Source organism: Clostridium sp. BL-8, from assembly GCF_002006495.1.
GTDB lineage: Bacteria > Bacillota > Clostridia > Clostridiales > Clostridiaceae > Clostridium.
This window is the reverse complement of the sequence record NZ_LZZL01000076.1, coordinates 1-14,984: the sequence shown is the minus strand read 5'-3', so window position 1 is coordinate 14,984 and position 14,984 is coordinate 1. Positions and strand designations below refer to the sequence as shown.

Annotated in this window: 14 protein-coding genes; 11 read left to right on the top strand and 3 right to left on the bottom strand. The window is 29.9% G+C overall.

The genetic code is table 11. The annotated features are described in order from the left end of the window. Positions 1-183: 183 nt before the first annotated feature. The 4 genes from ribD to ribE all read left to right on the top strand — a co-directional run bounded on the left by ribD (position 184) and on the right by ribE (position 3,827). The gene (ribD, locus tag CLOBL_RS21170; protein WP_077860840.1) at positions 184-1,272 is read left to right on the top strand and encodes a bifunctional diaminohydroxyphosphoribosylaminopyrimidine deaminase/5-amino-6-(5-phosphoribosylamino)uracil reductase RibD; all 1,089 of its coding nucleotides are present in this window, start codon (positions 184-186) and stop codon (positions 1,270-1,272) included. A gap of 72 nt (positions 1,273-1,344) precedes the next feature. Next, on the top strand, positions 1,345-1,998 hold the full coding sequence (locus tag CLOBL_RS21165) for a riboflavin synthase (protein ID WP_077860839.1): 654 nt from the start codon (positions 1,345-1,347) through the stop codon (positions 1,996-1,998). Between the two features lie 127 nt (positions 1,999-2,125). After that, positions 2,126-3,319, top strand: a complete 1,194-nt coding sequence (locus CLOBL_RS21160) for a bifunctional 3,4-dihydroxy-2-butanone-4-phosphate synthase/GTP cyclohydrolase II (RefSeq protein WP_077860838.1) — start codon at positions 2,126-2,128, stop codon at positions 3,317-3,319. A gap of 43 nt (positions 3,320-3,362) precedes the next feature. Continuing rightward, positions 3,363-3,827 carry a 6,7-dimethyl-8-ribityllumazine synthase gene (ribE, locus tag CLOBL_RS21155; protein WP_077860837.1) on the top strand — a complete coding sequence of 155 codons (465 nt, stop codon included), beginning with the start codon at positions 3,363-3,365 and terminating at the stop codon, positions 3,825-3,827. A gap of 107 nt (positions 3,828-3,934) precedes the next feature. Here ribE and CLOBL_RS21150 read toward each other — a convergent pair whose 3' ends face one another. After that, positions 3,935-5,398: a DNRLRE domain-containing protein gene (locus CLOBL_RS21150; RefSeq protein ID WP_077860836.1), complete on the bottom strand. Its 1,464-nt coding sequence runs from the start codon at positions 5,396-5,398 to the stop codon at positions 3,935-3,937. A 237-nt stretch (positions 5,399-5,635) separates the two neighbouring features. Here CLOBL_RS21150 and CLOBL_RS21145 point away from each other — a divergent pair, with 237 nt between their 5' ends. The 3 genes from CLOBL_RS21145 to CLOBL_RS21135 all read left to right on the top strand — a co-directional run bounded on the left by CLOBL_RS21145 (position 5,636) and on the right by CLOBL_RS21135 (position 9,689). Then, positions 5,636-6,439: a hypothetical protein gene (locus CLOBL_RS21145; protein WP_077860835.1), complete on the top strand. Its 804-nt coding sequence runs from the start codon at positions 5,636-5,638 to the stop codon at positions 6,437-6,439. A gap of 322 nt (positions 6,440-6,761) precedes the next feature. Beyond that, a complete protein-coding gene (locus CLOBL_RS21140; protein WP_077860834.1) occupies positions 6,762-7,901 on the top strand; it encodes an aminotransferase class V-fold PLP-dependent enzyme in 1,140 nt (379 codons plus the stop codon). 63 nt (positions 7,902-7,964) lie between these two features. Continuing rightward, positions 7,965-9,689: an FAD-dependent oxidoreductase gene (locus CLOBL_RS21135; RefSeq protein ID WP_077860833.1), complete on the top strand. Its 1,725-nt coding sequence runs from the start codon at positions 7,965-7,967 to the stop codon at positions 9,687-9,689. Positions 9,690-9,776: 87 nt separating this feature from the next. On the opposite strand, the gene CLOBL_RS21130 is transcribed toward CLOBL_RS21135, so the two are convergent. Together CLOBL_RS21130 and CLOBL_RS21125 are read right to left on the bottom strand one after the other, a co-directional pair. After that, on the bottom strand, positions 9,777-10,871 hold the full coding sequence (locus tag CLOBL_RS21130) for a DegT/DnrJ/EryC1/StrS family aminotransferase (protein WP_077860832.1): 1,095 nt from the start codon (positions 10,869-10,871) through the stop codon (positions 9,777-9,779). Further along, entirely contained in the window at positions 10,868-11,290 is a 423-nt protein-coding gene (locus CLOBL_RS21125) for an FdtA/QdtA family cupin domain-containing protein (RefSeq protein WP_009169203.1), read from the bottom strand. The genes CLOBL_RS21130 and CLOBL_RS21125 overlap by 4 nt, the downstream gene beginning before the upstream one ends. Positions 11,291-11,537: 247 nt before the next feature. On the opposite strand from CLOBL_RS21125, the gene CLOBL_RS21120 reads away from it, so the two are divergent. From CLOBL_RS21120 to CLOBL_RS21105, 4 genes are read left to right on the top strand one after another with little or no spacing between them, the layout of a single operon-like run. Continuing rightward, positions 11,538-12,293, top strand: a complete 756-nt coding sequence (locus tag CLOBL_RS21120) for a class I SAM-dependent methyltransferase (protein WP_077860831.1) — start codon at positions 11,538-11,540, stop codon at positions 12,291-12,293. Positions 12,294-12,310: 17 nt separating this feature from the next. Further along, positions 12,311-12,988, top strand: a complete 678-nt coding sequence (locus CLOBL_RS21115; RefSeq protein WP_009169205.1) for an acetyltransferase — start codon at positions 12,311-12,313, stop codon at positions 12,986-12,988. 4 nt (positions 12,989-12,992) lie between these two features. Then, complete coding sequence (locus tag CLOBL_RS21110) at positions 12,993-13,904, top strand: hypothetical protein (protein ID WP_077860830.1); 912 nt, start codon at positions 12,993-12,995, stop codon at positions 13,902-13,904. A gap of 7 nt (positions 13,905-13,911) precedes the next feature. Continuing rightward, complete coding sequence (locus CLOBL_RS21105) at positions 13,912-14,847, top strand: GNAT family N-acetyltransferase (RefSeq protein WP_077860829.1); 936 nt, start codon at positions 13,912-13,914, stop codon at positions 14,845-14,847. The last annotated feature ends 137 nt before the right edge of the window (positions 14,848-14,984 follow it).

The window sequence follows — 14,984 nt, the reverse complement described above, 5'->3', positions numbered from 1 at the left end:
GGAAGTAGTATACAATATTAAAAACTTATATTTTAAAATTTTAATTATAAATAATATTATTAATTAGAATTATAACTAAACCCTGAAGATTTTGAAATTCAGGGTTTTTTTGCGCGTATAAAAATCTTAAATTATTACAAGATTATATATAGACCTTTTATTTTTGTGGGAGATGATGATTTTTTGAATGAAAAGTATATGGAAAGAGCATTGAAATTAGCAAAAATGGGAATTGGCAGAGTGAATCCTAATCCATTAGTAGGGGCGGTTATAGTTAAGGACAACAGGATAATTGGAGAAGGCTATCACGAATGCTATGGAGAGGCTCATGCTGAAAGGAATGCAGTAAAAAATGCAACAGAAGATGTAGAAGGAAGTACTATTTATGTAACACTAGAACCTTGTGCTCACTATGGAAAAACACCTCCATGTGTAGATTTATTGATTGAAAAGAAATTCAAAAAGGTCGTAATTGGAATGTTAGATCCAAATGAATTAGTTGCTGGAAAGAGCATAGAAAAATTAAAGCAGCATGGTATTGAGGTAATAGTTGGAGTTAAAGAAGAAGAGTGCAAAAAAATGAATGAGATTTTTATAAAATATATTACAACTAAGATGCCTTTTGTTATTTTAAAAAGTGGAATGTCTCTTGATGGAAAAATAGCAACTTATAGTGGGGAATCTAAATGGATTACGTCCAAAGAATCAAGAGCAGATTCACAAAACATAAGAAACAGAGTAAGTTCAATTATGGTTGGAGTAAATACAGTTATAGCAGATGATCCAGAGCTTACATGTAGAATTAACAGCGAGAAAAGATTGATAAGAATTATTGTAGATACTAATCTTAGAATTCCTTTAGACTCTAAAGTGGTTAAAAATGAAGATAAGAATACTATTGTTGCAACATCAATAAATTCTGATGAAAATAAAAAACAGCTGCTTAGAGATTTAGGAGTTAAAGTTATAGAAGTGGTAAGTAAAAATAATAGAGTAGATCTAAAAGAGCTTCTAAGGAAGCTTAGGGAGGAAGGCATCGATTCAGTGCTTATTGAAGGTGGAGGAACATTAAATTTTTCAGCGCTTAAAGAGAATATTGTTGATAAAGTTATATTTTATATTGCTCCAAAGATACTAGGAGGAGAACAAAGTAAAAGCAGCATAGCAGGGCAGGGATTTTCAAAATTAAGTGAAGCAGTGAAACTAATCAATATTAGTTATGGAAATATTGGAGAAGATTTAATTATAGAAGGTTATATAGAAAATAAATAAGACGTATGAAAAGAAACATAAGTTAATATACGGAGTTGTTATTTTTCAATATGTTGAAGCAAGGAGGAAAGAATGTTTACTGGAATTATTGAAGAAGTTGGGGTATTGCAAGAATTTAATTTGAGTAGTGGCTTTGGACTAATGGAAATTAAATGCAAAAATGTTTTAGAGGAAACAAGAATAGGAGATAGTATAGCAACAAATGGAGTTTGTTTAACAGTTAAAGAGATGAGTTCAAATTCATTTAAAGCAGAAGCAATGGGAGAAACTTTATCTAAAAGTAATTTGGGAAATCTTAAAGTTGGCGATAAGTTGAACCTTGAAAGAGCTTTAAGGTTAAGTGACAGGCTTGGAGGTCATATTGTAAGTGGTCATATAGATGGAATTGGCAGAATAGTTGCAATAAATGAAGAAAAGGATGGAACCTGGTTTACTATTTCCGCACCTAAGGATGTTTTGAAATACATTATATATAAAGGCTCAATAGGAATAGATGGAATAAGTTTAACTGTCGCTTACGTTGATGATCAAGTATTTAAAGTTTCAGTTATACCACACACTTTAGATAATACCATTCTTCCAGAAAAGAAAGTTAACTCAATAGTAAATTTAGAATGCGATTTAGTAGGGAAATATATAGAAAAGTTATTTGGTGGGAAAAATGCAGAGCAGGAAGAAAAAAAGGAAGATGTTACTATGGAGTTTTTAAAAAATAGCGGCTTCTAATCAGTTGACAATTATTAGTTAACAGTTAATGTAATACAAAAGTTATTAGTAATAAATCAAATTTTTGATTTATTTATCTTATAGTAAAAAAAGATGTGTATATAAATTAAAGTCAGGAGATGTAAATATGAAGTTTAATAGTATAGAAGAAGGCTTAAAAGATATTAAAGAAGGAAAATTAGTAATAATTGTTGATGATGAAGGAAGAGAAAATGAGGGAGATTTAGTAATTCCCGCAGAAATGGCCACTGGTGAAAATATTAACTTTATGATTAAGTATGCAAAAGGTTTGGTCTGCGCACCGGTAGAAGAAGAAATAGCAGTGAGATTAGGGTTAAATCCAATGGTAGAAAGAAATACAGATAATCATGAAACTGCATTTACAGTGTCAATAGATCATAAGGATACAACAACAGGAATATCAGCATTTGAGAGAGCTCATACAATAAATGAACTTGTAACTGCAAAAGAAAAAGATGATTTTAGAAGACCAGGTCATGTATTTCCTTTAGTTGCTAAAAATGGCGGAGTTTTAGAAAGAAGAGGACATACAGAGGCTTCTGTTGACTTAGCTAAGCTTGCAGGATTTAAAGGTGCAGCAGCCATATGTGAAATAATAAATGATGATGGAACCATGGCTAGGCGTGATGACCTAATAAAATTTGCAAAAGAGCATAATTTAAAAATTATTACAATAGAAGACTTAGTTAAATATAGAACACAAGAACATTTCAGTGTAACGAAAGAAGTCGAAGCTGAATTACCAACTAAATATGGAGATTTTAAAGTATTAGCTTTTAGTGAAAAAAATTCTTCAAAGTGCCACTTGGCATTAATTAAAGGAGATATTAAGCATGAGGAACCTATGCTAGTACGAGTTCATTCTGAATGTTTAACAGGAGATGCTTTAGGATCAAAAAAATGTGACTGCGGTGAACAATATGCAGCAGCGATGGAGATGATAGCTAAAGAAGAGCAAGGTATACTTTTATATATGAGACAGGAAGGAAGAGGTATAGGGCTCTTAAATAAATTAAAGGCATATGCACTTCAGGATACAGGGTTAGATACGGTGGAAGCAAATTTAGCTTTAGGTTTTAGGGATGATATGAGAGATTATAAAATAAGTGCAGATATGCTTAAAATCCTTGGAGTAAACAGTGTTAAGCTGATTACCAATAATCCAGATAAAATAGAGGGACTTGAAAAAAACAACATTAAAGTAGTTGAAAGAGTTCCAATACAAATGCCATCAAATAGAAATGATGAATTTTATCTAAAAATAAAAAAGGAAAAGATGAATCATTTATTAGATTTATAAAATTTTAGTGCAAAAATAATTTAAAATAATGGAGGAAAAGATAATGAATATATTTGAAGGAAATTTAGTTTCACAAGGGTTAAAGTTTGGAATAGTTGTAGGGAGATTTAATGAATTTATTGGAGGAAAACTTTTAGAAGGTGCACTAGATGGTTTGAAAAGACACGGAGCAAGTGAAGAAGATATTGATATTGCATGGGTTCCAGGGGCCTTTGAAATTCCGCTTGTAGCAAAGAAGATGGCAAAGAACCCTAAATATGATGCAGTGATCTGTTTAGGAGCAGTAATAAAAGGCGCTACATCACATTATGATTATGTTTGTTCAGAAGTATCAAAAGGGATTGCTAATGTTTCTCTTGAAAGTGAAAAACCAGTAATATTTGGAGTACTTACAACAAATACTATAGAGCAGGCAATTGAGAGAGCAGGAACTAAAGCAGGAAACAAAGGTTATGAATGTGCAGTTTCGGCTATAGAAATGTCTAATCTGTTAAATAACATAAAATAAAACTTAAATACAATATAATTAAGGTCATGAGTTTATAGGTATTATCATGAATGCTCCAATAAAAGAGTATTCATAATAACATTAATAAACTCATGACTTTATATTTTTTAAATAGATTCGTGATTTATAGTATCTTTTGCTTCTGATAATTTTGATAGTTGGGCAGATAATTGAGAAAGAGTATCTTTTATACCTTTTATTGAATCATTTAAACTAGATACACTGCTGGCAACATAAGAATGCAATAATGAGATATCATCATTTACAGAACTCTTTAAGGCGTTAATCTCATTTTTTAGAAGCTCAGCTGAATCAGATGTTGTACTTGCTTTTGAATTTAGATTTTCAACAGAACTTTTTAGGGCGTCAATTTCAGTCTTTATTAGATTATTTAATATAGTCTCCATGGTTGAATTTGTTTGATCCAATAATTTCTCAATAGGAGATTTTAATAAATTTATATTATCATTTATATCTGAACTTACATTTTTCACAAGACCATCTAAATCAGATATATTTTGAGCATTTGAATTTTTTAGTTGAAGAAGATCACTATTTACAGAAGTCTTTAGATTTTCAATTTCAGTCTTTATAAGTTCATTTAAGTTAGAGCTTAAGTTGTTTGAAAAATCTGTATATGAATTTGTATGATCATCTATATAATTTTTTAATATGTCTGTGCCGTTATTTATGTTAGAAAAGTTTTCAGCAAATTTATTAATGGTAGGGACAATATCATTATCTAGTGCTGCTGAATTATTTTTTACATTGTCGGCAACAGCGCTAAAAGAATCTATTAAATTTGATAGGCTATGTTCTATTTTATCAAACTTAGAAGTTTGAGCATTTAATTTATTAATTATTTTATCTGAAAAGTTGTCTGTATCAAATTCATCACTAGGAGAAATATCTTCCTTTGGAGGTTTTTCATTTACTTCAATGTTGTAATTATCAGTATCACTATCGCTATTATTAGTAGTATCAGTATCAAAATCGATATTAAAGGATTTAGGGCTATTAGAAGAATCTTCATTATTAAGAAAATCTTTTATAACGACTAAATAAGGTGGATTTTCAGAGTTATTAGAATCAAATTGAACCATGTAAGATGGTTTTAAATTTAATGGTTCTAATACTATATTGTAAATATTAGTATAGGAATTCAAAGACTTTATGATGTTAGAAATATCAATTTTTATATATTTTTTAGTAGATTGGGCTGGAATATTTATATTCATTTGAGAGAGAGTATTTCCCTTCGGGCATGTAAGCCAATTTACAGTTGAAACGTTAAGGTCAGAGTCAGTACTATGAAGAGAAATACTAATAGTAAAATTATTATGTGCATAATGTAGATTTTCAAGAAATAAATATAAATATATTCTTTTAGAAGAATCAATGTCTGAATCTGGTATATAAAACTGCATTAATGATTTAAATACATTATAATTTTGAGATTTATTATTTATAGATCCAACAAGCAAAATTCCTTCATTGCTAAAATTAATATTAGGTTTAATATTGCATAAATAGGTTGTGGCGCTACACTTAACCTCTGTAAAATTTTCCATTAATTTTATCTCCTTATATTATATTTATTGATTATGTATATTTATGTAAGAATATATTTATGCATAATTCTGAAGATAAATTGAGTTGTACATCATACAATATAAACATAAACGTAGTTAAATAAAAAATATTTTATATAATTTTTTTGAGTCACAATTTCAAAATTTTTACATACGATGTAGTATGAATATTAAAGAAATTACGTTTGTTATAGTCTTTTTTAAGGAGGAGAATTTATGTCCATAAATTTTAAAAAATTTACACCACGTCCAGGCCTTGTAAATAAACAGGGGCGTTTACCGGATCCTTCTGAATTAGTTTGCGTTGAAATACCTAAAATTTTTGATCAATGCCTAATAAAACGATGTCTTGTATATTGTGAAGGTCCTGACACATGTACAACAGATTGTGAATTGAGAAGTAATCCATTGGAAAAACCTAAGAGATATATAGGAAGCAGAGATTTTAACGTACAGTTAATATCCGTCGATGAAACACCAATATGCGGGAAGCCAGGCTTCAAAAAAATAGTACTTTCGTACATGATTTCTTTCTATGCAGATTATATTGACTGCAATGGTGCAAATAAGAGTGAGTTGTTTGAAATCAATAGAACAGACGTAATAGGAAAATTCTATTGCCCTGATTCTATAGCTCAAATTTCAGCTAGTTTTATGCCGGTTCATAAAGCTCAAGATTTAGATTCTAGTATAATCAAGCTTGAAATGGTTGCAGATGCTTTAGCTGGTGAATTACTAGAGGATGAAGACTGCAATAGTGTTTTAGATATTACTTTGGGATATTATATTGTTGTAAAATGCGAACTTATAGTACAACTTTTAATTCCGGCTTATGACTATTGTCCAGTTCCAAAAGAACCATGTGGTGAGGAACCAGAAGAAGATCCATGTGAAAGATTTGAAAGGGCTCCAATTCCTAAGTTCTATCCAGATCAATGTTTAGATCCATTATTCCCAGATTGCGATGACAATTATACTGATCCAGATTATTCAGATGATGATAAGGACATAAAGTTTTAATTTCACTAAAAGTGCACAAATATGAGTATTTATTTATGCGTTTTGTTAGTTAAAAAATATTTTTACGGAATAGCTTGATATCTTTTAATATGTAGTATATGTTATTACATTGATACACATTATTATTTAATACAATGAAAACTGCGAAAAGTTCTTTGTATTATGAAAATTATCAATAGTATAATAAGTGAACTCTAGCATTTCAATCATTGTCCTTATTATTAATTTTTATTTTATTTAATTATAATTAGGATTTGTGAGGTTTGTTAGAGTTTTTTACTATTTAATTAGCGTAACGCATAAATTCCATAAGGAGTTTCAAATGATTTATTTAGATAATTCAGCTACATCGTTTCCTAAACCAACAGAAGTCTATGAAGAGACACTAAACTGCATGAAAAATTATGCTGCAAACCCAGGGCGGAGCGCCTATAAAATAGCTGTAAAAGCATCCGCAAAAATTATGGAGACAAGAGAAGAAATAAGCAAATTATTTAATATTCCTAGCCCTTTTAATTTAGTTTTTACAAGTAATGCAACAGAAGCATTAAACATAGGAATAAAAGGAGTTTTAAAAAGAGGCGATCATGTTATAAGCACAGTAATTGAACACAACTCTGTTTTAAGACCATTACATTCATTAAGTAAAGTGGGAATTGAAGTGAGTTTAGTTGGAGTTGATAAAGCAGGATATATTAATATTGATGATATTAATGATGAAATTAAGAAAAACACAAAAATGATAATAGTAAGTCATGTATCTAATGTACTTGGAAGTATTCAGGATATTAGAAATATAGGAATGCTTGCAAAGAAAAATGGAGTTGTATTTATGGTAGATGCATCTCAGAGTGTTGGAATTATACCAATTGACGTGGAAAAAGATAATATTGATATACTGGCATTTTCAGGCCATAAAGGATTACTTGGGCCCCAGGGCACAGGAGGTTTATTTATACGAGAAGGTATAAAACTAAAGAATTTCAAGGAAGGAGGTACAGGGAGTAATTCGCATTTTATGGTTCAGCCAAGCTTTATGCCAGATAAGTTTGAAAGTGGAACTTTAAATACACCAGGGATTTCAGGTCTTGGAGAAGGTATAAAATTTATTAAGAGAGTTGGAATAGAAAGTATAGAAAAACATGAAATGGAACTAACGTTGTATCTATTACATGAGATGAAAAAGCTTCCTTATATAAAATTATATGGAGAAAGCAGTGGAAAGAAAAGAGGTCCTGTTATTTCATTTAATATAAAGGGAGTGGATGCATCTATTGTTGGAGAAAAGTTAGATGATGAAGAAATAGCGGTAAGGACAGGATATCATTGTGCACCATTAATACACAAGGTGATAGGGACAGAATATGCTGGAACAGTGAGAGTTAGTCCGGGATATTTTAATACATTATATGATATAGAAAAACTTCTTACTGTAATCATGAGAATATATAAAGGCAAATAACCTAAGAAGAACTCTGGGTACATATATAATTATATATGTAATAAAAATTAGGATGTGAAAGTTATGAATTCTAATAATAAATCAGATATTCCTTATCAAATAGATAATCCTAGTGAGTCTGAAAGATATACAATGCTTAAATATATACTAAAAATGCATGATAGATTAGATGATTTTAGTGATATAGTTAATTCAATGAGTCCTCCTGAGGATATAAGTAATATTTGCCCCATAGGGGTAGCTAAAGATATAAAAGTAGCAGTAATTGGCGCTGGAGAAGCTGGACTCGCATCTGCTGTTGAACTAAGAAAAATAGGATGCAACATTACTTTATTTGAAGCGAGCCAAAGAGTAGGAGGGAGAGTATATACTCATTATTTTGATAGAAATAGAAAATATTTTGGTGAACTTGGACCAATGTGTGTGCCGATATCTCATGAAACTACCTGGCACTATATAAATCTTTTTAAACTTGATACGACACCTTTCGTGGATTATAATAGTAACGCTTTATTTTATGTTAGAAATGAACGTATGCTTAACGATATAAGTGGAGAAAATGTTAAAAATTCTATATATACTGAGTTTGATTTAAAGGAAGATGAAATGAAGAAAAACTGGAGAGAGTTCCAGGAAAGTATATGTAGAAAATATTTCAAATCTCTTCCAGTAGAATTAAAGAGGGAATTAATTCAAACAAAACCTGAATATTCTGATGAAATAGTTGAAATAGATAAAATGAATTATAGAAGCCTATATGAGAATGCAGGCCTTAGTCAAGATTTCATATCAATGCTTGGATATTTGGATGCTAGAAGACAGTTTTTTGATTTAAGTCTTACTGAAATGCTTCAAAAGTATTATACAGAAGATTTTCAATACACCTATCGAATTACAGATGGTATGATAAATTTGCCTCTTTCCTTGTATGAAGCATTGTGCGATAAAAATAATGAAGTATACAAAAATATTGGTAAAGAACGTTTAGGGAAAGTAGAAATAAAAATGGGCTTTCCTGTTAGTGGAATCTATGATTCATCTTCAAAAGATAAAGTTATTCTTAAATACATGGATTATATAAATAATAAAGAAACATCTGAAGAATTTGATTATGTAATATGTGCTATACCATTTTCAAGTTTAAGGAGAATGGAAATAAAACCTCTTATTACTAATAGAAAGATGCAGGCAATAAGTGAAATGAATTATGAAGCAGCCCACAAGATATATCTATATCTTACGGATAGATTTTGGGAAATGGGAAATGCACAAACACAAATAATAGGAGGAAACACTTATACGGATCTTCCACTAGTTTCAATTTCCTATCCTTCAGATCATGCAAAACCTATAGCTAATAAATATGGAAGATGGGCATTAAAACCTGGAACCAGTTATAAAGAAGCAGGTGTATTATTAGCTGGTTATAGCTGGGGACAGGAAGCAGAAAGAATTGGAAATGAAAATCCAGAATTATTACTTGATGATGTAATGAGATATGTAGAAAGAGTTCATGGTCTTTCTCGTAATTATCTTGATGATAAATTGATTGATTACAAATCATTAATTTGGTCAGATGTACAGTATATATGGACTGGAGGAGCATTATCAAAGCCAGGAGATAAAGTACTTTTCTCCTATGATGTAACAGTTCCAGAAATGGAAAGTAAATTGTTTTTTGCAGGAGAGCATATTTCGCAAAAACATGTTTCGCAGCAGGGAGCACTTCAAAGTGGAATGATTGCTGCAAATGAGGTGGCAAAACAGATAAAGGATAATCGTATTTAGAAAATAATTAAAAATTTATATAAAAATAGGACCTATATTTAGGTCCTTATTTAATGTTTCTTATTATAATATATATGCATTTAGTAATTACCATTTATTTAAGATATCTATAATATAATTAACTTCTTCAATAGTCATTCCGTGCCATAGAGGCAAGCTTAATACAGTATTTGAGAGAGTCTCGGCTACCTTGAAATCACCTGGTTTATATCCTAAATCGCTATATGCTTTTTGAAGATGAATAGGTATTGGGTAATGAATTAAAGTGTTAATTCCATTAGCATTTAAGTAACTTTGCAGTTCATCTCTAAATTCTGTCCTTATAGCAAAGACATGCCAGATGGACTTTTGAACAGAGTCTATATAAGGAAGAATTATTTTACTATTATTAATTTTTTCAAGATAAAGCTTAACTATTTTTTGCCTATCAGTATTCCATTTATCAAGATATTTAAGTTTAATTCTTAGAAATTCAGCCTGCATTTCATCAAGTCTGGAGTTTACGCCCTTATATTCATTATGATATTTAATTTCTGAACCATAATTTCGTATAGCTTTAACTTTTTTAGCTAAAGTAATATCACTAGTGAGAATAGCACCAGCATCTCCGAGCGCTCCTAGATTTTTTCCGGGATAAAAGCTAAAACCAGCTGCATCACCTAGGTTTCCAGCTCGCTTACCATTATATATAGCTCCATGAGCTTGAGCAGCATCTTCTATGAGCTTCAAGTTATGCTGCTTACAGATAAGTTTTATTTTATTAATTTCTGCTGGTCTGCCATATAAATGAACTGCAATAATAGCTTTTGTTTTTGAAGTAATAGCTTCTTCAATTTTATTTATATCAATATTAAAAGTTTTAATATCAGGATCTACTAAAACAACTTTAGCGCCAACATATGAAACTGCAAGAGCAGTAGCAATATACGTGTTACAAGGCACAATAACTTCATCACCTTCCCCAATATCATATCCTCTTAAAATAATAGAAAGAGAATCTAAGCCATTTCCACAGCTTATACAATAAAGTGCATTGCAGTAATTAGCAAATTCTTTTTCAAAAGCATCTACGCTATCACCTAAAATAAAAATATTTTTATCATATACTTTCTTAAAAGCAGCTAGAATTTCATTTCTTATTTCAGCATGCATTGGTTCAAGGTTTAAAAATGGTATTTTCATATAATCACTTCCTTGTATCTAGTTGCAGCTTCCTTCATATAAAAATCAATATTTCGTATATAGTCATTTTCATTATAATAATCAGATGCAAGTACTAGGAGAACTGCATCTTTACTAAAATCATACATTTCTCTCCAAACATATGGACCAATATATAATCCAACAGAAGAATTGTCCAATATAAATTCAGTTTCTTCTTTAGGGTTCTTTACCTTTATTTTTACAGAGCCGCTTACACATACGAGTACTTGATGGAGCTTTCTATGGGCATGAAAGCCTCTTGCTGTGTTTTGTGGAACGTTAGTAATATAATAAATTCGTTTTATATCAAAAGGGACATCAAGTAATCCTTCAATGGGAGTTAGATTTCCATAGTTGCTGTCTATACTCAAAAATTTAAACAGGGAACAATTATACATTTAGTCACCTCCATATTATACAAAATCTAGCTCATCTATATATTTTATGCTGATAATAAGAAAGTGTACTTAAAGCTTACATATAATAAATTTAAAAGTAAATTTCAGGCACATGGACTTGCTATTTATTTGATTGTATATTAGTAACATTAATTTAATAAAAAATTATTGAATGGTCTAGAATGGTGATAGAAAACATAAATTAGAAAGTATGATATATAGATAAATATTCGAGGAGAGGTATAATGTGGACTTAAAATCAGATATATTTAAAGATTTAAGTTATGAGAAATTTAAAGAACTAGCAAAAAGTGATAAGTTAAATAATATAGAAAAGGTTGGTTTTCCAATTGAATATAGACAGGATAAAGAGAAATTTATACTTGAGGATATAATAACTAAGCTTGGAATAGAAGATGGCAGAAATAAAACAATTTTAGATATTGGATGTGGATGCAGTAACTTAACTTTAATGTTAATAGAATACTGCAAGACAAATAAGCACAAGTTAATACTCATTGATTCAGAAGAAATGCTGAATAATCTTCCAGAATATGATTTTGTATTAAAAGTTAAAGGATATTATCCTAAATCCTGCGAAAAATTTATAGAAAATTATAAAGGAAAAATTGATTGTATTATAACTTACAGCGTAATTCAATATGTATTTAATGAACTAAGCATATTCGATTTCATTGATACATCATTAACGCTTTTAAAAGAGCTAGGAGTAATGCTTATTGGAGATATTCCTAATATATCGAAAAGAAAAAGATTTTTTGCATCTAAGGAGGGAATAAAATATCATCAGAATTTTACAGGCAGGAGGGAGCGGCCAATAGTAAAGTTTAACGATATTGAAGCAAAAAATATGGATGACTCGGTTGTAATGTCAATTATTCAAAGGTGTAGGTTAGCGGGATTTGATAGTTATATACTTCCTCAGGATAAAAAGCTTCCAATGGCAAACAGGAGAGAAGATATATTAATTATAAAACCTTAATTTAGGAGGATAAATAAATGGATAAAAATAAAAAATTAATAATTATTGGTGATAGCGCATTTGCGCAAATAGCATATGAATATTTTACTTATGATTCTGATTATGAGGTTGTAGCCTTTTCTGTTGAAAAAGATTATTTAAAAGATAAAGAAATGCTTGGATTACCAGTTATTCCTCTTGAAGATATAGAAAAGTTGTACGACCCAGAGAATCACTATGTTTTTGTTGCGACAGTCTATAAGAAATTAAATAGATTAAGGACGAGGTTAATGAAGGAATGTAAGAATAAAGGATATAAATTAGCGTCATATATTAGTTCACATGCTTTTGTATGGAAAAATGTAAAGATGGGAGAACACTGCTTTATATTTGAAAATAATGTGGTGCAGCCATTTGTTGAATTGGGGAATAATACTGTCTTATGGAGTGGAAATCATATTGGCCATCATTCAAGGTTTGGAGATAATTGCTTTGTAGCATCTCATGCAGTTGTATCCGGATTTTGCAATATAGGAGATAATTGTTTTATAGGGGTTAATGCAACGATAATAAATAATATTAATATAGGAAGTGACTGTATTATTGGAGCAGGTGCTTTAGTTTTAAAGGATATTGAGAGTGGTAAAATTGTAAAAGGTAAGGCATCTGATGTAGAATTTTTATCTGAAAGAACAAAGAATTCTTTAAAGGAATGATTTTATGAAATGGAATAAGCAAGGATTAATATTTTCACCTAAAGGTGAATTTGAGTGGATGCAAAGCTATGCACTCATTCCAACCGCAGATATTATAAGTAATGACACTGTAAGGATTTATTTTGCCACACTGGATAGAGAAATGTATGGGAGAATCGGTTATATTGATGTGGATATGTTAAACCTAAAAAATATAAAAAATATAAGTGAAAAGCCAGTATTAGATATAGGAAATATTGGTACCTTTGACGATTCTGGGGTTAATCCATCCTGCATCTTAACAGTGGATAACAAAAAATATTTATATTATTATGGGTGGCAAAGATGTGAAAGAGTACCTCATATGCTTTTTGCAGGTTTAGCCACAAGCGAAGATGGGGAGAATTTTACTAAAGCTTCCATGGTGCCTGTTCTTGATAGAACGAAAGAAGAACCGTATCTGCGTTCTGCAACCAGCATAATAGTAGAAGATAATATTTTTAAATGCTGGTATGTTTCTGCTATAAACTGGATTCTAGTAAATGATAAAAGCTATCCTAAATATGTTATAAAATATGCCTATTCATATGATGGAATTGAATGGATTAGTGAAAATCATACATGTATAAGCTTTAAGAATGAATATGAATATGGTTTTGGAAGACCATGGGTTGTAAAGGAAAATGATATGTATAAAATGTGGTATTCAATAAGAAGTACCAATGAACCATATAAAATTGGATTTGCAACATCAAAAAATGGGCTTGATTGGACAAGGCTAGATGAAGAAGCAGGAATTGAAAAATCGGAAAGTGGCTGGGATTCAGAAATGATTTGTTATCCTAATATAGTAAAATTCAATAATAAAACTTACATGTTTTATAATGGAAACAGGCATGGCAAGACAGGCTTTGGCTATGCAATTTTGGAGGCGTAATTATTTAATGGATTTAGAAGTGTATAGTGAAGATAAAAAAAGCATTTGGAATGAATTTGTAAGGAAAAGTAAAAACGCTACATTTCTTATTATGAGAGAATATATGGATTATCATAAAGATAGATTTACTGATATGTCTCTTATGTTTTACGACAATAAGAAAAATTTGATAGGCATACTTCCAGCAAATATAGAGGGTAATGAGCTTATAAGTCATGGAGGATTAACCTATGGTGGCTTTATATTAGATAAGAAAATGAAAACAACTACTATGTTAGAAATGTTTAATTTATTAATTGATTTTTGTAAAGGGAAAAATATTAAAACAGTGCTATATAAGCCTATTCCTTATATTTATCACGAAATTCCTTCACAGGAGGATTTATATGCATTATTTATAAATAATGCTAAACTCTATATTAGAAATATTTCATCTTCAATAAAATTAGGTAAAAAGAATGATTATGAAACCAGAAGGAAAAGACAGATAAATAAGGCCTTAAAAAATAATATAATTGTCTTAGAAACTAATGACTATGATAAATATTGGGTGATTTTAGAGCAGAATCTCATGGAAAAGCATGAATCAAGACCTGTTCATACAGTAAATGAAATTAAAAGTCTTGCTAGTATCTTTCCTAGCAATATAAAGTTGTTTTGTTCTTACAAAGATAATACTTTATTAGGCGGAGTAGTAGTTTATGAAAATAAGGAAAATGTTCATGTTCAATATATATCGGCATCAGAAGAGGGTAAAGCAATAGGTGCTTTAGATGTTATTTTTGATAAGTTAATTAATGAAATTTATAAGGACAAAGAATATTTTGATTTTGGTATATCAAATGAAAACAAGGGAAGATATTTAAATGAAGGATTAATAAATCAAAAGGAAGGTTTCGGTGCATCGGCTGTGGCATATGATCAATATATACTTTATTTATAAGATAAAATTACCTATCAATATAAATAATTTCAACAATTATTAGACTTAAGCTTATATCAAAACATTGAAGTTAGGCACTATCAAATAAATAACGAGTCCAAAATAGCCTTGCAAGTGGACTTGTTATTTATTTGATA